15 protein-coding genes are annotated in these 18,731 nt (G+C 50.2%); 12 read left to right on the forward strand and 3 right to left on the reverse strand.

The window, feature by feature from the left end; genetic code table 11:
- Positions 1-32: 32 nt before the first annotated feature.
- Positions 33-1,340, reverse strand: coding sequence for an ATP-binding protein (locus tag PVOR_RS07965; protein WP_006208636.1), 1,308 nt, complete (start codon positions 1,338-1,340; stop codon positions 33-35).
- Positions 1,341-1,530: 190 nt separating this feature from the next.
- Here PVOR_RS07965 and PVOR_RS07970 point away from each other — a divergent pair, with 190 nt between their 5' ends.
- The 12 genes from PVOR_RS07970 to ald all read left to right on the forward strand — a co-directional run bounded on the left by PVOR_RS07970 (position 1,531) and on the right by ald (position 17,131).
- Complete coding sequence (locus PVOR_RS07970; protein ID WP_234972804.1) at positions 1,531-3,072, forward strand: ABC transporter substrate-binding protein; 1,542 nt, start codon at positions 1,531-1,533, stop codon at positions 3,070-3,072.
- Complete coding sequence (locus PVOR_RS31520) at positions 3,041-3,349, forward strand: hypothetical protein (RefSeq protein ID WP_234972805.1); 309 nt, start codon at positions 3,041-3,043, stop codon at positions 3,347-3,349. Before PVOR_RS07970 ends, PVOR_RS31520 begins: the two co-directional genes overlap by 32 nt.
- A gap of 101 nt (positions 3,350-3,450) precedes the next feature.
- Positions 3,451-4,461 carry an ABC transporter permease gene (locus tag PVOR_RS07975; protein ID WP_006208637.1) on the forward strand — a complete coding sequence of 337 codons (1,011 nt, stop codon included), beginning with the start codon at positions 3,451-3,453 and terminating at the stop codon, positions 4,459-4,461.
- Between the two features lies 1 nt (position 4,462).
- Positions 4,463-5,299 carry an ABC transporter permease gene (locus PVOR_RS07980; protein WP_006208638.1) on the forward strand — a complete coding sequence of 279 codons (837 nt, stop codon included), beginning with the start codon at positions 4,463-4,465 and terminating at the stop codon, positions 5,297-5,299.
- Positions 5,300-5,404: 105 nt separating this feature from the next.
- On the forward strand, positions 5,405-6,319 hold the full coding sequence (locus tag PVOR_RS07985) for an ABC transporter ATP-binding protein (protein WP_006208639.1): 915 nt from the start codon (positions 5,405-5,407) through the stop codon (positions 6,317-6,319).
- Positions 6,306-7,106, forward strand: coding sequence for an ABC transporter ATP-binding protein (locus PVOR_RS07990; protein ID WP_006208640.1), 801 nt, complete (start codon positions 6,306-6,308; stop codon positions 7,104-7,106). Before PVOR_RS07985 ends, PVOR_RS07990 begins: the two co-directional genes overlap by 14 nt.
- A 293-nt stretch (positions 7,107-7,399) precedes the next feature.
- A complete protein-coding gene (locus PVOR_RS08000; protein ID WP_006208642.1) occupies positions 7,400-9,832 on the forward strand; it encodes a sensor histidine kinase in 2,433 nt (810 codons plus the stop codon).
- 126 nt (positions 9,833-9,958) lie between these two features.
- Entirely contained in the window at positions 9,959-10,624 is a 666-nt protein-coding gene (locus tag PVOR_RS08005) for a response regulator (protein WP_006208643.1), read from the forward strand.
- Between the two features lie 339 nt (positions 10,625-10,963).
- Positions 10,964-12,961 carry a methyl-accepting chemotaxis protein gene (locus PVOR_RS08010; protein WP_006208644.1) on the forward strand — a complete coding sequence of 666 codons (1,998 nt, stop codon included), beginning with the start codon at positions 10,964-10,966 and terminating at the stop codon, positions 12,959-12,961.
- A 181-nt stretch (positions 12,962-13,142) separates the two neighbouring features.
- Entirely contained in the window at positions 13,143-14,021 is an 879-nt protein-coding gene (locus tag PVOR_RS08015; RefSeq protein WP_006208645.1) for an AraC family transcriptional regulator, read from the forward strand.
- A gap of 125 nt (positions 14,022-14,146) precedes the next feature.
- Positions 14,147-15,646, forward strand: coding sequence for an alpha-glucosidase/alpha-galactosidase (locus PVOR_RS08020; protein ID WP_006208646.1), 1,500 nt, complete (start codon positions 14,147-14,149; stop codon positions 15,644-15,646).
- 366 nt (positions 15,647-16,012) lie between these two features.
- Entirely contained in the window at positions 16,013-17,131 is a 1,119-nt protein-coding gene (ald, locus tag PVOR_RS08025; protein ID WP_006208647.1) for an alanine dehydrogenase, read from the forward strand.
- A gap of 167 nt (positions 17,132-17,298) precedes the next feature.
- On the opposite strand, the gene PVOR_RS08030 is transcribed toward ald, so the two are convergent.
- Entirely contained in the window at positions 17,299-17,991 is a 693-nt protein-coding gene (locus PVOR_RS08030) for a pseudouridine synthase (RefSeq protein ID WP_006208648.1), read from the reverse strand.
- A gap of 147 nt (positions 17,992-18,138) precedes the next feature.
- A complete protein-coding gene (locus PVOR_RS08035; RefSeq protein WP_006208649.1) occupies positions 18,139-18,699 on the reverse strand; it encodes a DUF1273 domain-containing protein in 561 nt (186 codons plus the stop codon).
- Positions 18,700-18,731: the final 32 nt, after the last annotated feature.

An 18,731-nucleotide genomic window follows, 5' to 3' on the forward strand; every position in this document is an offset into this window, starting at 1 on the left:
TCTCTCTTTGCCCTTATACCGGCTTCGCGAGCTCATGGATCTGTGGCAGCAAGCGGGAGGGTGATGAGGAACACGGTTCCGGATCTTGGCGAGCTTCGTACTGAAACACTGCCATCCATAGCGCGGATGGCCTGGTATGAGAAGGTGAGCCCAAGGCCGGTGCCGCTCATTTTGGTGGAATAATAAATAGAACCGAGACGGCTCAATTGCTCAGGATTCATGCCGATCCCGTTGTCCTGAATTTCGATGGCGACCTGCTCTGCTTCTTCATAGATTCGGATGTTGACGCAGCCTTTATCGACATCTCTGCTGGCCTCAATTGCATTCTTGATAAAGTTGACCAACAGCTGCTTGAGCTCGGCGGGACTGCCTGAAATGTAGACGGGGAGCTCAGGGTAGTCGGCGCTGAGTGTGATATTACTCATATTGGCATACGAGGACATCAGTTCGACAACGGATCTGATCTGAGCGGTGAGCTCAAGTTTTTGCTGAAATGGAACGAGAGGTTTGCTGATCGACAGATATTCAGACAAGATTTGCTCGGTGCGCCTTATTTCTTCCATGCTGATCTCGAGAAAGCGGTCCGTTTTTTCCTGAGGAAACGTACCACTCTTGATTAATTGCAGGAACCCGAGCACGGTAGTCAGCGGATTGCGAACCTCATGGGCAAGGGATGCGGCCACATGGTTCACGGCCTCGGCTTTCTCATTCTGGATATATTGCAGGTATAGTTCCTTGTCGGATACCGATTTGTTAAACAGGGTAACGAGCAGCCATATGCCCAGAGAATTATGGACAGGCATAACCAGGACGTTAAATATAAAATGACTCAGGATATAATCAGGTTTTGTTATATAGAGCACCAGGAGCGGGATGAGTGAAAAGCTGATGCCGGCAATAAAAACAATCCAAAACTTATGTTTGCTTTTATGGTAGAGGGTGGCCAGCAGAACGGATAGCGGGAAGGTAATGATCAATATAATGATGGCGTCGATCATGCCGGAACCGCCAATATGCAGCCGATAGATCAGAAATTCGATTAGCAGGATAGCCCCGGTCATGAAACCTCCGAATAATATGCCAAAGAACATAATGACATATCGGACGTCAAAGATCAGCCCGCTTTGAACAGACGAAGCAAAGGTCATCGACAGCAGCATGCACAACGAACAGATGAGGATGATGAAATTGCGGGAATAGTTGACTGTCAGTTTTCTGTAATAGATGTTGTACGCGACAAAAGGCATCAACGCAAACAATAGCTGCAATAAAACGTCTTTAATCACAGGCAGCAGGCCCACCCCTTTGTTGGAAATCGAATCGTCCGCTAGATTATCCATTTCCATTCATGTTCGACGCAAATTGGAAAAATCCTTGAGGATTGAAACGAAAACAACAAATTTAATAGTACTCAGATTGAAATGAGGAACATATAAATCCATCAAGAAAGCGCTTGCATACAACCATGCCTTAATCGACACACTCAGCATTAAAGAGACGAACACATTTTCATGAATGGAGGGTTCACAAGTGAAGCTGAAAACAGTTTTGAGACCCATGTTCATTCTTTTGCTGGTCGCGTCTTTTTTTGCTGCCGGATGCCAGAGCGTAACGCCACCGACAGCATCAGATCCGCCGCCTAAGGAAGAAGTAAAGGCCCCCGGAGGCAGTGAAGAGCCAGCACCGCAGGGTGATGCAAAAGCAACGCCAAGAAACGAAACGCTGTACGTGAACGGTTTGCAATGGGGGGCGCCAACGAATTTCAACCTGCTCAGCGGAAACCCGGCATTTCCAATCAACTATGGGAATTCCAGGGAATTAATCTATGAGACATTGTTCATGGTCAATCAGCTGACAGGCGAGCTGGAGCCGCTGCTTGGCACCAAGTACGAATGGACCGACGACCTGACGCTGAAGATCGATCTGAATAAGGATGCCAAATGGAGCGATGGCAAACCCTTCAGTTCAGATGATGTCGTCTACACCTACCAGCTTGGCAAAAAGTACGACATCAACTGGAGCAGCTTCTGGTCCTACATTGAGGACGTAACAGCGGACGGACCTCAAACGGTCAACATCAAGCTGAATAAAGACAATCCGAACAAACTGACGGTACTCGACAGTATTGAGGTTATGCCCATGCTGCCTAAACACATCTGGGAAGAGATTGAGAAGAAAGCCAATAATGATCTGGCTGCTATCCGCAAGGAAGTAAATGAGGACCCGGTCGGAACAGGACCTTATAAAATGTACTTTTACAACGATCAGAAGATCACGATAGTACGGGACGATAACTACTGGGGTCAAGCGCTCTTTGGCAAACTGCCGGCCCCCAAATATATCTCACATGTCATTTATAAAGATAATGCAGCGGGTGATCTGGCGTTCAAGAGCGGTCAGGTCGATGTATCACAGCAGTTCATTCCGCAGGTATGGAAAATGTGGGAAGGCGGAGCCCCTGTTAAAACCTATATCAAGGACGCTCCATATTACGTGCCTGGCTCCATGCCGTCCATTTTCTTCAACATGTCGAAGGAAGGACTCAACAATGCGGATGTCAGAAGAGCCATTGCGATGGCGATTGATTACAGTAAAATCTCGGAGCTTGCTATCAGCGGCTACTCGGCACCGATGGAACCTTCATTGACACTCAATACCGATGCGGAAGCGAAGTACGTGGATCAAGCAGCCATTAAACCGCTGCAGTGGACAACGGATGTGGATGCAGCTAATGCACTGCTCGATTCCATCGGCGCTGCGAAGGGCAAGGACGGTATCCGGGTGCTGAACGGAACGCGTCTGGGTCCTTATGAAATCGAATGCCCGTACGGCTGGTCCGATTGGAATGCGTCGCTTGAGATCGTTGCACAGAACGCCAAGGCCATCGGCATCGAAATTCGAACCAAATTCCCAGAGGCACCGGTGTGGACCAATGATTTACAGACAGGCAAATTCGATATTATCATGAACACGCCTGCCGGCGGAGTCAGCCCGAGCCAGCCATGGAACCGTGCCATGACCATCATGTATTCCAAGGGCGTTGCCCCTATGGGCGAGATGGCGTTCTACTAACTGGGGCCGCTATAAGAACGATCAAGCAGATGCCATCATTGAGAAGATTCCAACGATTTCCGATGAAACTGAATTGAAAGCGCTCTACACCGAGCTGACTCAAATCTGGCTGAAGGATATTCCTTCAATCCCCCTCATGTATCGTCCGTGGGTGTTTGATACGGTCAACGAGTCGGTCTGGAAGGGCTTCCCTACCGAAGGGGACGGCAGCAACATCCCGCCTCAAATCTCAATGGATGGAGCCGGCATCAGGTCACTGTACCAAATCCATAATTGATTTTATAAATTAATGATCAAAGACCTATATTAGCGGATTTACGACCCCTGATATAGGTCTCTTTTCCAAATTCAGGTGTGTGATTCCTGGGGGTGAGCTGCTTGAGTGTTTACGGAAAATATATCGTCAAGAAGTTTTTCTGGTATTTTCTAACGCTGGTGATCGCGGTCACTTTGAATTTTCTGCTGCCCCGGATGATTGAGGGCAACCCGGTCAGCATGATTGTCTCCGAGATGACGCAGGGTATGACCGACAGCGATACCATCAAACGGGTGTACGAGACGTTTCTCGTCGAGTTCGGAATCGACAAGCCTCTTGGCGAGCAGTTCCTGATCTATTTGAAGAACCTGGTGACGGGTAATCTCGGCACTTCATTCGGACTTTATCCGAAGCCGGTAACGGAAATTCTGGCCTCGGCGGTTCCATGGACGATCGGACTCCAGCTTCCGGCGATCCTGGTCGGCTGGCTGATCGGCAACGTGCTCGGTGCCGTGGCGGCATACCGCAAAGGGGTATTCGATAAAGTCATATTTCCGGTTGCCTTGTTTGTGAATTCCATTCCGTTCTTTACGCTGGCAATCATTATGCTGTATGTGTTTGCCTTGTCTTTGAACTGGTTTCCTCTTCACGGGGGCTATGATTATCAGATGGTGCCAACACTCAGCTTTGAGTTCTTTGCTTCGGTGCTGAGGCATCATACCCTGCCGTTCCTGTCGATTGTGCTGGTTACCATTGGCGGTCAAGCCATCGGCATGCGGGAAATGTCCATCTATGAGCTGAATTCCGATTATGTGCTGTACAGCAAGCTGCTTGGCATCCGGGATTCCAAGATTGCAAAGTATGTATTCCGGAATGCCATGCTGCCCCAAATTACGGGATTGGCATTATCCATCGGTACGATGGTTGGCGGCTCGCTGATCTGCGAGATCGTATTCAGTTATCCGGGAATCGGAACCTGGATGTTCACCGCGATCCGGCAGCTGGATTATCCGTTAATCTCGGGCTGCACCTTACTGATTGCCCTGGCAGTGCTGCTCGCTAACTTTACGATTGACTTAATCTACGGCTGGATTGATCCAAGAATTAAGGCCGCTCAGATGGAGGATCAATAATATGAACAGTTCATTTCGCATATTGATCAAATCGCCAAAGTTTATGTTCGGAGCCTGCATGCTGCTGGCCATGATCGGTCTGGTTCTGATCTATCCGTTGTTTAACCGCAATGACCCGCTGGAGATGATCGCGCTTGCCTATCAGCCTCCGGATTCAAAGCTGCTGCTGGGCTCGGATAATTTCGGCAGGGATTTATTTCTCGAACTGATCTATGGCATCCGAACCTCCTTGCAGGTTGGACTGATTGCCGGTGTATTCGCTACCGTGATCGGACTTGTCATCGGTCTTGCTTCAGGTTATATCGGGGGGATGATTGACAACCTGCTAACTGCGATCACAAACATCTTTATCGTCATTCCTTCCTTTGTCATTCTGATTCTGATTTCGGTCAGCATCGATTCGCGCAGCTCGTTTGTCACGGCGGTCATCATTGGAATTACCAGCTGGCCATGGACGGCCAGAGCCGTGCGGGCACAAACCTCCTCATTGCGAAACCGGGATCATGTCAATATTGCCAAAATCTCCGGATACAGCACGCCGCGAATTATTCTCTCGGAAATTTTGCCGTACATCGCTTCCTATGTGGTTATGGCCTTCGTGCTGCAGACGGCATCGGGCATTCTCTCCGAAGCCTCCATCTCGATGCTCGGGCTGGGGCCGTACAACACGATCTCCCTCGGCATCATCATGAACTGGGCGCTCGTGTTTGAAGCACCGGTTGCCGGTGCTTGGTGGGCATTCATCCCGGCAGCGATCTCCATTGCAATCATTACCTTCTCCTTGTACATGATGAACACCGGCATGGATGAAATTTTCAATCCGAAGATTAGGAGCTGATGGGTGTTTTGAGCACAAATATACTGGAAGTTCATGGACTGAAGACATATTACCGAACCCGGCTGAAGGAACATGTATATGCTGTAGACGGCGTGAGTTTTTCGCTTGAGAAGGGGAAAACGACTCGGCATCGCCGGGGAATCCGGCTGCGGCAAATCGACGCTTGCGCTTAGCCTGATGGGATTTTATTTTCCACCACTGCATTTCGGCAGCGGCTCGATCGTTATTAACGGCACGGATATCATGAAGCTTGGCAAAGAGCAGCTTCGTGCCCAGGTATCGGGAAGAGAGATATCGTACATTCCGCAGGCAGCTATGAATGCCTTGAATCCTACACTCAAAATCATACATTTTATCGAGGATATTATGAAGGAGCACCGACCCGAGCTGAACAAGAAACAGGTGTGGGACATGGCGGCAGAACGGTTCGAAACCTTGAACTTGTCCCCCAAGGTGCTCCACTCCTACCCGAACGAACTGTCAGGCGGTATGAAACAGCGGACGGTCATTGCTATCTCCACCATTCTGAATCCGAAAGTGCTGATTGCGGATGAGCCGACCTCGGCTCTGGATGTAACCTCGCAGAAAGCGGTCATCAAGCTGCTGAAAAGCCTGCTGGACCGAGGCTTTATTCAGTCGCTTGTCTTTATTACACACGAGCTGCCGCTGCTCTATCATGTCACGGATGACATCATTGTTATGTACGCAGGAGAGATTGTGGAGCGCGGAACCGCAGAGCAGATGATCTTCGATCCGATCCATCCCTATACCAAGAAGCTGATGGGCTCCATCATCGTGCCGGAGGAAGGCATGAAGGGCCATAAGCTTGCCGCGATCCCGGGAACGCCGCCCAATCTGAAGAACGTGCCGGAAGGCTGCCGGTTTGCAGACCGCTGTTCCTATGTCCAGGAAACGTGCCGGAAAGGGAAAATCGAGAGCCAAACCGCGGGGGATCGCATCTATCGATGCATCGTGGAGCCTGAAGTGCTTAAGGAGTGGTATGCAAATGAAGCAGAATGATGTACTGATTCGGGGAGAGCATCTGACGAAGGTGTTCGGTTATGGGAAACAGAAGACAACCGCCGTGGAGGATGTCAGCTTTGCCTTTCACGAAGGTGAAATCATATCCATTGTCGGCGAGAGCGGAAGCGGTAAAACGACGCTGGCCAAAATGATCATGGGCTTGCTGAAGGAGAGCAGCGGCTCAATTGAGTATATGGGCAAGCCGAGGCAGTTGAAGCGGCATGGAGACCGCAAGCGATATTGGAAAAATATCCAGGCGATTTTTCAGGATCCGTTCTCCTCGTTTAATCTGTTCTACAAAGTTGAAAAGCTGCTGCTCGATTGCATCAAGCTGCAGGGTGTCAATCTGACAAAAGAGGAGCAGCTTCGCAAGATGAAGGAAGCCTGCTCCTTCGTGAATCTGAAGTTCGAGGAACTGCATAACAAGTATCCGTTCGAATTGTCCGGCGGACAGATGCAGCGTCTGATGATCGCCCGCATCTTCATGCTTCATCCGAAGCTGCTGATTGCGGATGAGCCGACCTCCATGGTGGATGCATGCTCGCGCTCCACGATTCTCGATATGCTCCTGAAACTGCGGGATGAGAACAATATGACGATTATTTTCATTACCCATGACGTAGGGCTGGCTTATTATGTGAGCGATACGCTGTACATCATGGAACATGGGAAAGTGGTGGAGCGGGGACCGGCGGAAGAGGTCATCTTAAATCCGCAGCATCCTTATACCCAGCAGCTTATTTCAGATGTGCCCAAGATCCATTCCGAATGGGATCTGGCATGAGGAGCAACAGGATGGATATCCTGCTGAAATGCCCTGAGCGGATAGCCGCTTGGGGCATTTATTTGTGCCCAGGATACCCCTTGACAGCCTGGGCGCTTCGCTTATTTTCGCGAATGCGACACCGGTTTTTTTTATATTTAATTTCTGTCTGCTGGATCTTTGGTTTCGCAAAGGATTTGCCGATAAAGGATAAGGCTGCAATTGAACCTTAGGTTCAGCGGCAGCGGCAACTCGGGGTGCACCGCTCGTCTAACGACCGGTGAGTTTACTTCATAAGGGGACAATAGAGCAGCATGTGTAACTACTTCCTTGGAACTGCAACGCTAATCCTGGTCATCTTAACGACCACCTTCACGATGTTCTTATATAGATACCGTTATCCGCGCAGGTTAAGCCGTCAGTCATTGGACCTTGCCGAAGGCAGATTTCATATGCTTGACGAAATGCTGCTTACGCTGGATGTAGGTATTTGGTCATACGATATCGGCACAAGGAGTATCATGAATACTTCATTGGCCTTTCAAAAGATCACAGGCTATTCACGGAGTGATTTCGCGGATGGGCTAACCTGGGAAACGATGATCCATCCGGAGGATATGCCGCTGTTTCAATCTTTAGTACACAAGCTTCGGCATGGCGAGGCTGTTCATACGGAATACCGGATTATTCATGCGGAAGGGGATATTCGCTGGGTCCAGGTGAAAATGATTCCAACGATGAACGAAAGCAGGCAGACAGCACGGGTGGATGGCATTGCGATTGATATTACTTCACGCTTTCGCATGGAAGAGGCGCTGTATGATATTACCGAATGCAAGAAGATGGAGATAGCACTCAAAGAAAGCATGAACCGGTATCGCAGGCTCGTGGAGATGTCGCCTATAGCCATCGCGGTGTGCAAGGAACGCAAGCTCATGTACGTAAATCCGGCGGGACTCCGAATCCTGGGTGCGGCAGGTCCTGAGGATATCCTGGGTACCGATCCCTGGGAATGGGTGCTGAATTCTTATGAGGAATGGGCACGTAAACGGCATGCGGAGCTGATCCGCAAAGGCCATGTTTTCCCGGAGGAATTGTCTTTAAGACGGGTTGACGGGGAAAGGGTCGATGTGGTGACAACGGCACTGTATGATGCGGAATCGACCACGATCGAGATTTTCTTCGAGGATATTACGGCCCGCAAGTCAGCGGAGCGAGCCTTGATGGAGAGTGATCGTATCAACCGCCATATCCTGGATATTGCACCGGTTGCGATGTTCCTGCACTCGGATTTTGCTTATATTTATGCGAATCCTGCAGGCTTCGACTTATTAGGGATAACCGATGTCGCGCAATTGGACGGGACCTCTTTTCTGGATGTTATTCCTACTGACCAGATTGAGTTCGTTATTTCCGAGGTTGAACATGTGTACGAAAGCGGGATGACCTCCCAGCTCACTGAGAATAAGCTGGTCCGGCTGGATGGGACGATTATTGATATTGAGGCAGTCACAACTCGAATTCCTTATATAGGCCATAATACAGCACTCACCATTATTCGGGATATTACAGAAAAGAAGAAGGCCGAGCGGGAGCGGATCGCGGCAGAGCGGCTTGTCCGAGAGAGCGAGGACCGGTATTTCCGGCTGCAGATGAGCCTGGACCGATTCTCCTCCGACCTCTTCGGCATGGTTAAAATCAGCGAATTGAATGCCCGTATCGTACAGGAAATCCAGGAAGTGCTGGAGACTGATCGGGTGAGCCTCATTCAGATCAATCACCACAGCCTGCACATCAAGATACAAGGCGGCTGTAAAGTGCTGCCTCCAGGGGTTCTTACAGCAATCCATAATTGTGGTCCTGAGCATATTCCTCTCTGCAAACTGTTTGAGATGTGTGACGGATATTTTGTCAAGATTGGTGAAATGAACGGAGATACCAGCATGGTCTGCATCGGGGGAGAAGTCCCGCTGTTAATGATTCAGGCCAAGAAAATATGGCTGGAGACCATTTCCCGGTATGCCAGCGTCCTGTATGATAACTTCCGCGTCATCGAGGATTTGACAAGGGAGCTGGACAAGCTGGGTTCCTCGCAGCAGATTATGCCCCTTTGGCTGCTGAGGCTCATGCTGCATTTGTCCGAGAATGAGCGCAAGCGACTGTCCCAGGATCTTCATGATGCGGCGCTCCAGGAGCAGATTATATGGTACAGGAAATTAAATCAGATTGTATCGGATCATGAACTGCCGGAAGGGCTGCGGCGGCAGCTGGAGGAGATCGAGGAGGGACTTCTGGACGTGATTTATCAGATTCGAATCACGTGCAATGAGCTTCGCCCTCCGCTGCTTAAGGAAGAGGGACTTGAGCGCTCCTTGGAAGCTTTATTTGAGTTCACGCAGCTTCGTACGAATTATTCCATACAGTTCGACTGTTCGAACTTCGATGATGATATTAGCGATGACCATTTAATCGGACTGTACAGAATCGTACAGGAGCTGCTTGCGAATGCCACCAAGCATTCCAATGCAACCGAGGTGAAACTCACTTTGTCCACCCAGTCGGATGAGGTCAGCCTTAGTTATGAAGATAACGGAATTGGAATCGACCGGACCCAGAAGCCCAATCAATTCAACAATATGGGGATCGGCGGCATGAAGGAACGGGTGAGGAGCATGAACGGTAAAATCCAATTCGAATCGTCGGACAGCGGGGGGTTGGCTGTTTACATCCAGATAACGGCAAAATGAGGGTCCGCCAAATGAAATCGCAAGAGACCGCAGCAAACGGCGAGAAACCGAAGCACAGCGGTTAAACATCCCGGCGGTTCATCCATGTTAAGCAAGAATACCAGATTGAAGGAGTCATGGAAAACGATGATTGAAATTTTATTAGTGGATGACCATCCCTCGGTGATGGAGGGGACCAAGGTGCTGCTTGAGCAGGAGAAGGATATGTTTGTGAAGCTGGCTAATACGCCGGAGCGGGCGCTGGAGCTGGTGAGAATGGTGCATTTTGATGTGATGCTGATTGATATGCATATGCCGGGCATGAACGGAATCGATCTAGCCAAGCAGATTCTCCAGATCGTTCCGGATGCGGTGATGCTGATCTATACAGGCTTTGAAGTCAGCAATCATTATAACTTGATCATGGAGGCCGGTATGGCTGGTTTCGTCTCGAAGACTTCGGGGAAAGAGCAGCTGGTCACGGCCGTTCGGTGTGCACTGCGTGGAGAGGTGGTGCTGCCGCTGACACTCGTGAAGCAGCTTCGGCGGGTTACTGCCAATGGTTCTGAACGGACATCGGGGGGGACAGAAGCTCAGTCTATAACGGATAAAGAATATAGCATTCTGAAGGAGATTGCCAGGGGGAAGAGCAACAAAGAGATTGCGGGAACGGTGATCATGAGCCAGCGCTCGCTGGAGTATTGTTTAACCAATCTGTTTCAGAAGTTGAATGTGAAGTCGCGCATTGAGGCTGCTCTCAAGGCCAAGCAAATGGGAATTCTGTCAGATTCCGATTTTGTCCAAATGGGATAGAGATTTTCTTAGGCAAGCCATATTTCGCAAGCGTCCTCCGAATGAAGGGACGTCAATTCTTTGTTTTTCGACAAGAACCGCAAGTTGGCCCGCAAAATTCTTGCGCGATCACGCAATAGAATTTCGGTTACGAACGGTATGCAAGTGTATATGCTTATTGTACTGGATGAACGTAGTCTATAAGTAGGAGAGGTGGATGCTTGCGGCATGACAAAGGACCTATTTGATTATGATGTTGACGACCTCTTGTCTACCGGAAGAGATTGGAGGAGATTCTAGTCGCAGCTTGAAGAAGAGTGGAATGAATTTAACAGCAGGAAGAAGCGAGGGTGACTCAACATGAAATCATGGAAATTTCTTAAATCTCTGTTTGCGATGAAACTCCGGACTCGCATGTTAGTTGTTATTTTGGGGTCAATCACCATTTTTTTGGCAAGCATGATGACCTACATCAGTATCACAACGAAGGAAGAGGCTCTGGATTCAGCGAGGACGCTGGCAATGACAACAAGTGAGAAGATCGGCACCCTCGTTCAAGCGGAACTGGATGACGTTATGAATTCGGCACGTACCTTGGCTGTAAGCTTAGTTGGCATGAAAGAGACGGATACCACGAATCGGGCAGCCGTTAACGAAATATTAAGAAGAAACCTGGAAGCCAATCCTTCCTGGAAAGGGCTCTGGACTTTATGGGAGCCGGATGCCTTTGATGGACAGGACGCTGATTATATAAACAAGCTCGGCAGTGATTACTCCGGACGGTTGATGTCATACTGGGCAAGAACGGATTCGGGGCTCGAGCACACACCTATCGAAGATTACGAGCAGGAAGGGGAGGGGGACTTCTATCTTCTTGCCAAAAATAGCGGAAAAGAAATCATCATGGATCCGTATGTCTTTAAGGTAGGCAACGAAGACGTCATGATGACATCGCTTGTTGTTCCCATTATCGATAACGGAAAGACGGTTGGTGTGGTCGGAGTCGATATCTCCTTGGCACATCTGCAGAGTGTTATGGAGCAGTTCAAACTGTTTGATACGGGGTATGCACATATTTATTCAAACACCGGCGTTATCGTGACATCACCTGAAGACGGTCTGATGGGACAAACGATGGGGAAAGCCTATCCTGGCGAGACGGTGCCGCTCATACTGGATGCGATCCGGGAAGGCAAGGTATACGTGGAGGAGGATCCTGATCTGTACAAGCTGTACACGCCAATTAAGACCGGATTGACAGAAACGCCATGGTCAGCCGCCATTATTATTCCGATGAAGGAGATTACGGCGAACTCAGAGGCCATGACCCGGTCTGTTATAGTGGCAGGCGTGGTCACCTTGTTGGCTATGGGGGCTGTAGTGATTCTGTTAACGAGTTCCATCGTGAAGCCTTTAGGTGCATCCGTTGCGATTGGCGAGTTCATGTCCAAGGGAGATTTTACGCAGAAGGTTCCTGCAGCGTATCTTCGGAGATCGGATGAGATTGGTACATTGTCCCGAGTGTTCGCCCAGCTGCTGGAGAGTATGAAGGAAATGATCGGCAAAGTGAATATGAATGCGGCGTCCGTAGCTGCTGCTTCCCAGCAGCTGTCTGCCGGAGCGGAGGAGCTGGCGGTCGGGAGCAGCAATCAGGCGGAATCCGTGCAAACGGTCAGCGAATTGTTCCAGGAATGGTCGAATGCAATCAACTCGGTTGCAAGCGATGCTTCGGCTGCATCAGAGCTTGTCAACCAGACTTCCGGAATTGCGTCGGAAGGCAGCGGGATCGTTCAGCAATCCGTTGAAGGCATGAATCGGGTGCGGGAGCATGTCACCAGGCTTGAAGCAGACTCCCAGCGCATTGGCGAGATTATCGAAGTGATCGACGATATAGCCAAGCAGACCAACCTGCTGGCCCTCAACGCCACGATTGAGGCTGCACGTGCCGGGGATCAAGGGAGAGGTTTCGCTGTGGTGGCGGATGAAGTACGCAAATTAGCGGAACGAAGCGGAGGAGCCACGAAGCAGATTGCCGACATTATCAAGGGCATGCAGAAGAATACGGCCGATAGCGTGGAGGCGGTTCAGCATGGCGTCGTCTACACGGAAAAAGCCGGGGAGGCCTTTGCCCACATTACAAGTATGGTGAATGAGTCGGCCGGCAAAGTGATGGACATTGCAGCTGCCAGCGAAGAGCAGGCCGCACAGGCCGCCGAAGTGGCAACTGCCATCGAAACGATATCCTCGTCCACAGAGGAAACGGCGGCTACGAGTGAGGAATCGGCTGCAACCGCGCAGTCGCTTGCCGAGCTCGCGGAAGAGCTGAATCATACGGTATCGGCCTTCAAAATCTCGTAGCACGGATAGCATAATGATGATAAGCTTGGCCTAAGGGCCAGGCTTTTTTTTATATATAAATCGAATCCATTATAGTGCAGAAGAGGAGCCATCCCATTCCGTGGGCCGATGCTCTTGAATATATCCTTACACAGTGTGAGGGGAGGAAGGTCAATCGTGTAATGGAAGCCTGTTTCAGCAGATGCTTGAGAAGGGCGATTACGTCCCGCGATTCTACGCCTATTATTATAAGCAGTGGAAGGACTATCAAATGCCGTATCATCAGCATGATTCAACCGAGATTATGTACATGATCTCAGGGGAATGCCGAATTGATGTCAAGGCTAACGATATGGAAAAGAGTGTCACGCTGAAAAAAGGGGAGTTTATCCTACTGGATGCTGAGGTTCCGCACCGGTTAATCGTCGAGAAGACGACCTCCTGCCGCATGCTGAACGTGGAATTCGGGTTTATGGAGAGCTCTGGCAAAGCGCCTTCCTTAAGACAGATTATGCGCGAGGAGGAAGAGGTGATGTTTCTCTTGAACAGGCCGTTCACTTCCCTGGTGCTAGTCGATCAGGAGGAGGTGTACCCGGTTCTGAGAAGTCTGGTGCTTGAGCTCGATCGGAGAGGAACAGATGGTAGAACGATGACGCATGCGCTGTTCATCCAGCTGCTCGTATGCATCGCTCGCCTGTATGAAGAAAGGGAGCGCAACGATGTGCAGTTGAGCGAACTGTACATCAAACGATGTGTCGATTTTTTACATCAGAATTATGATCGGCCGATTCAGGTGAAGGACGTTGCAGCGGAAGTGAATTTGCATCCGGGGTATTTGCATCGGGTATTCCGCAGAGGGACAGGCAGGACGATTACCGAGTATTTGACAAGAATTCGAATGGAGAAGGCCAAGATGCTGCTGGAGCGGACCGATATCCCCATCCATGAAATATCGGATTATGTGGGTGTTGGCAGCAGGCAGTATTTCCATCTGTTATTCAAGAAGTTTACAGGCAGTACGCCGGTGGAATATCGTCTCCAGCAAGACCGGAATGCATGGAAATACGGCGAACCGAAGTGAGGGGACTATGAAGAAGTGAGGATTGATGACGGTGTTTAGCTCAAGAGGTCATGATATTGATAACGCTTTCCTTCGACCGGTTGCTACAATGATTACAAACTCATTTGTAGCTGGGAGAGGATACAATGTCATTTAAGGTTGCATTTATCGGAGCGGGGAGCATCGGCTTTACGCGGGGAATTCTGCGTGACCTGCTGACTGTGCCGGAATTTCGGAATATCGAAGTGGCTTTCACCGACATCAGTCGGCATAATCTCGATATGGTTACTGAATTGTGCCAGAGAGACATAGACGAGAACGGGTTGTCCATCAGGATTCAGTCCTCCACAGATCGAAGACAAGCCCTGCAGGATGCCAAATATGTCATTTGTACGATTCGCGTTGGCGGCTTGGAAGCATTCCGTACGGACATCGAGATTCCACTGAAATATGGCATCGATCAGTGTGTAGGTGACACGCTGTGTGCAGGCGGCATTATGTACGGCCAGCGGGGAATTCCCGAGATGCTGAGCATATGCAAGGATATTCGGGAGATGTGTGCACCCGATGCGCTGCTGCTGAATTATTCGAATCCGATGGCGATGCTGACGTGGGCCTGCCATCAGTATGGCGGCGTGCGGACGATTGGTTTATGTCATGGTGTTCAGCATGGGCACCACCAAATCGCAGAGGTGTATGGCTTGAAGAAACAAGACGTTGATATTGTCTGCGCGGGTATTAATCATCAAACCTGGTATATCCAAGCCTCTCATCAAGGCAAGGATTTGACGAGCGGGCTGCTGGAGGCGTTCGAACGGCATCCGGAGTACAGCCAAACAGAGAAGGTACGCATCGATATGCTGCGGCGCTTCGGCTACTACAGTACGGAATCCAATGGCCATCTCAGCGAATATGTCCCATGGTACCGAAAGCGGCCGGAGGAAATTACGGAGTGGATTGATCTTGGCAGCTGGATTAATGGAGAGACGGGTGGATATTTACGCGTTTGCACCGAGGGTCGCAGCTGGTTCGAGACCGATTTTCCGAACTGGATGAAGGATCCGGCCATGGTATTTAGGCCCGAACATCGGGGAGAGGAGCATGGCTCTTACATCATTGAAGGCTTGGAAACCGGCCGGGTATACCGTGGACACTTTAATGTCGTGAACGAAGGCATTATCTCCAATCTGCCGGATGATGCGATTATCGAAGCGCCGGGTTACGTAGACCGCAACGGAGTTTCCATGCCGCTGGTAGGCGAGCTGCCGCTTGGACCGGCGGCTGTGTGCAGCGTGAGTATATCGGTTCAGCGATTGGCGGTTGAAGCCGCGGTTCACGGTGACGACCTGCTGCTTCGTCAGGCGTTTATGATGGATCCGTTGATTGGAGCGGTAAACAATCCGAAGGAAATTTGGCAGCTGGTTGATGAAATGCTGGTTGCTGGTGAAACGTGGCTTCCACAGTATGCGGATTCGATTGCCGCAGCGAAGAAGCGACTTGAAGCCGGGAACCTGATTCCGACTCTTCAGTATGAAGGTGCCGCCAGACTTAAGGTCAAGACCGTGGAGGAGATGCAGCTCGACCGGGATACGGCCAACAAAAATGCAGGCGAATCCGATAAAGGGAAGGATCGGGAGAAAGTGTGACCGCAACTGCCGCATCCAGCTTAATCTGGTAAATGAACAGCAGACCGCATCGGTGAACATGTTACTTTAACGAAAGCCATGAATTGAATGCATGTAGTATGTGAGCATCTTGAAATCGACGTGAAGTCAAGCTGAATGATCACCTCTCATAAGGGCTGAAGCCAAGAAGGATAACGCACATTCGCTTCAGTCGCATAAAGAGAGGTGATCTTTTGTATGCAGCCAGTTATGGATTTGCATATACTGCAGATACATAGTTATGAAATCGGATGGACAATCCCTGACCTTAGACAGGTACACAGTTTGGGCAAAAATAGGTACAATGCAATTAGATAGGCAAAGTTGACCACTAAGGAGGCCATGGGGATGATCATTGGGGTTCCCAAAGAAATCAAAAATAACGAAAGCCGTGTCGGCATGACGCCGGGTACCGTCATCAGTTTTAAAAATGCGGGGCATGAAGTGCTTGTACAATCTGGGGCTGGTCTTGGCATTGGCTTTACAGATGAAGATTATAGAGCGGCTGGTGCCAAGGTGGTTGCAACGGCTGCAGATGCGTGGAAAGCCGAAATGGTTGTGAAGGTAAAGGAACCCCTGCAGGAGGAGTATGATTATTTTCAGGAGGAAATGATCCTGTACACCTATCTGCACCTGGCTCCCGAGCCCGAGCTGACCAAAGCGCTGGTTGACCGGAAGGTGAGTGCTGTTGCTTACGAAACGATACAGCTGACGGATGGCAGCCTGCCATTGCTTACACCGATGAGTGAAGTGGCGGGAAGAATGTCCATTCAAATCGGTGCTCATTTCCTGGAGAAGGCGCATGGCGGCAAGGGCGTTCTTCTAAGCGGCGTTCCTGGTGTAGCGCCGGGCAAAGTTGCGGTGATTGGTGGTGGAATCGTTGGCACCAATGCGGCAAGAATTGCTCTGGGTCTCGGCGCGGACGTCAGCATTCTCGATATTAATCCGGGGCGGCTGCGTCAGCTGGATGATCTGTTTCAGGGGCGGGTCAAAACGATCATGTCTGATCCGTATCACATTGCGGAGACGGTGAAGGCGGCGGATCTTGTTGTGGGAGCGGTGTTGATCCCCGGTGCCCGGGCTCCGCGCCTCGTAACGGAAGAAATGGTGAAGGAGATGAGCCCGGGATCGGTCATCGTGGATGTGGCGATTGATCAAGGGGGCTCGATCGAGACGATCGACCGGATTACAACCCATGACAACCCTACCTATGAGAAACATGGCGTCATTCACTATGCCGTAGCCAACATGCCGGGCGCAGTAGCCAGAACCTCCACCATGGCATTGACTAATGTAACGGCACCTTATGGTTTGAGAATAGCTAGCAAAGGACTCCGCTCCGCAGCCCGGTATGATAAAGCACTGGCGAAGGGCATTAATGCCATCGGCGGCAAAGTGACGTATGAGGCGGTTGCGGCAGCGCATGGATACGCATATACAAGCATTGATGATTATTTGCTGGCGTAGAGGCAGCATCTGAGCTTAAATAGAAAAGAGCCATCTTTCAATCGGACACGAGACCAGGTTTACGGCGTAAACCTGGTGACGGAATCAGCTTCCGGCGTGAGCCTCTTTGAAAGATGGCTTTTTGGTTTGACGTTCAGAAGCACCAAGAAATCAGCCAGTATAACATTCTAGTTCAGCATGAACAGCAGTTTATGGAGCTCTCTTTCCTCCAAATGCCGCCACTTCCCCCGTTCCAATTGATCCAGCGTAATATTCATAATTCGGATGCGCTCCAGCTTCAGCACTCTATACCCCAGGGCCTTACACATTCTGCGGATTTGCAGATTAAGGCCCTGGGTCAAAATAATGCGGAATACCGCTTCGCTTTGCCTGAAAACCTCGCATGGCTTGGTTACTACGTCCAGGATTTCAACGCCTTGAGACATCCTCCGCATAAATTCATCCGTAACGGGTCTGTCGACGGTTACCACATATTCTTTCTCATGATCATGCTCCGAGCGCATCATTTTGTTCACGATGTCTCCATCGTTCGTGAGCAGAATCAAGCCTTCAGATGCTTTATCCAGCCTGCCGATGGCAAATATACGCGACGGGTAATTCACATAGCGAATGATGTTTCCTTCCACCTCTTCTGCTGCCGTGCAGACGATGCCCATCGGTTTATTCAGGGCCAGGTACACAGGCTCGCTATCGTTATGAGGAATTTCCTGCCCATCGATGAGCACGATATCCTCGGGCTCAACCTCCGCCCCTTTTTCGCATACCTTGCCGTTGATCGTAATGCGCCCGGATGCAATCAAGCGGTTGGTCTCCCTGCGCGAGCAAAATCCCGTTTGACTGATATATTTGTTAATCCTCATGCTCCACCACTTCTCATATGTATTTAGTGCCACTCCGATATGCTGCAAGTTAGCCATGGCTGGCTGGTAAGGAGCTTGGCGTAGATTGAAATAAAATGAGGAAGCCGTTCGAGGCATGCAGTGGTTGTGTCTTCGGGCTGACGACATTTAGTAATAATCCTGCGACGAATTCTCTTCGTCGGCAACGGCTTGTATTTCCTCTGACCCGATGCTGATGAAGCGGTAGCCGTCTGCGGCCTGTTTCTTTAATGCGCGCTCTTTAATGAACTTGGGGCTGGCTTCACCGTTATCTTCGTCGTAGACGAGCAGAATGCCATCGGTTTTACGGAGGAGGAGATCGTCTCTGGCCGTAAATTGCCAAGGTCCCTGATAGCTGTTCTTGCTGACAGGCGCATAGAAGTCCACCCCCTTCATCACTTCCTGGAAGTAGGCCTTCTTGTTGTCGTTCCACTGTTCCTCGGGATTCTGATAGGCCGTCAGAATGGAGCATCTAAGCTGAGGATATTCGGCTTTTAGTTCAATGGCAGCCTCAATGGCCCACAGGTCTACGCCATATTGACCAGGGGTGATGACCCACTGTAATCCCTCCTCGAGCAGTGGAATCAAGCGGCTGGCAATCGCTTTGCGGATATAGGGGATGCCCTGGTGTTTGTTATTGTAAATACCGAGCTCATGAGCCCGATAGCCGGTAACCAAAATGTTTTCCATCGAGCACGCTCCTTGATGAGAATAGGTTTAGT

This window comes from Paenibacillus vortex V453, assembly GCF_000193415.1.
GTDB classification, from domain to species: Bacteria; Bacillota; Bacilli; order Paenibacillales; family Paenibacillaceae; genus Paenibacillus_AQ; species Paenibacillus_AQ glucanolyticus.

Coding starts and splice junctions, on each gene's coding strand:
- PVOR_RS08010 (WP_006208644.1), top strand. CDS start 10,964: ATGAAATCATGGAAATTTCTTAAATCTCTGTTTGCGATGAAACTCCGG.
- PVOR_RS08020 (WP_006208646.1), top strand. CDS start 14,147: ATGTCATTTAAGGTTGCATTTATCGGAGCGGGGAGCATCGGCTTTACG.
- PVOR_RS07965 (WP_006208636.1), bottom strand. CDS start 1,340: ATGGATAATCTAGCGGACGATTCGATTTCCAACAAAGGGGTGGGCCTG.
- PVOR_RS08035 (WP_006208649.1), bottom strand. CDS start 18,699: ATGGAAAACATTTTGGTTACCGGCTATCGGGCTCATGAGCTCGGTATT.
- ald (WP_006208647.1), top strand. CDS start 16,013: ATGATCATTGGGGTTCCCAAAGAAATCAAAAATAACGAAAGCCGTGTC.
- PVOR_RS07990 (WP_006208640.1), top strand. CDS start 6,306: ATGAAGCAGAATGATGTACTGATTCGGGGAGAGCATCTGACGAAGGTG.
- PVOR_RS08015 (WP_006208645.1), top strand. CDS start 13,143: ATGCTTGAGAAGGGCGATTACGTCCCGCGATTCTACGCCTATTATTAT.
- PVOR_RS08000 (WP_006208642.1), top strand. CDS start 7,400: ATGTGTAACTACTTCCTTGGAACTGCAACGCTAATCCTGGTCATCTTA.
- PVOR_RS08030 (WP_006208648.1), bottom strand. CDS start 17,991: ATGAGGATTAACAAATATATCAGTCAAACGGGATTTTGCTCGCGCAGG.
- PVOR_RS07980 (WP_006208638.1), top strand. CDS start 4,463: ATGAACAGTTCATTTCGCATATTGATCAAATCGCCAAAGTTTATGTTC.
- PVOR_RS08005 (WP_006208643.1), top strand. CDS start 9,959: ATGATTGAAATTTTATTAGTGGATGACCATCCCTCGGTGATGGAGGGG.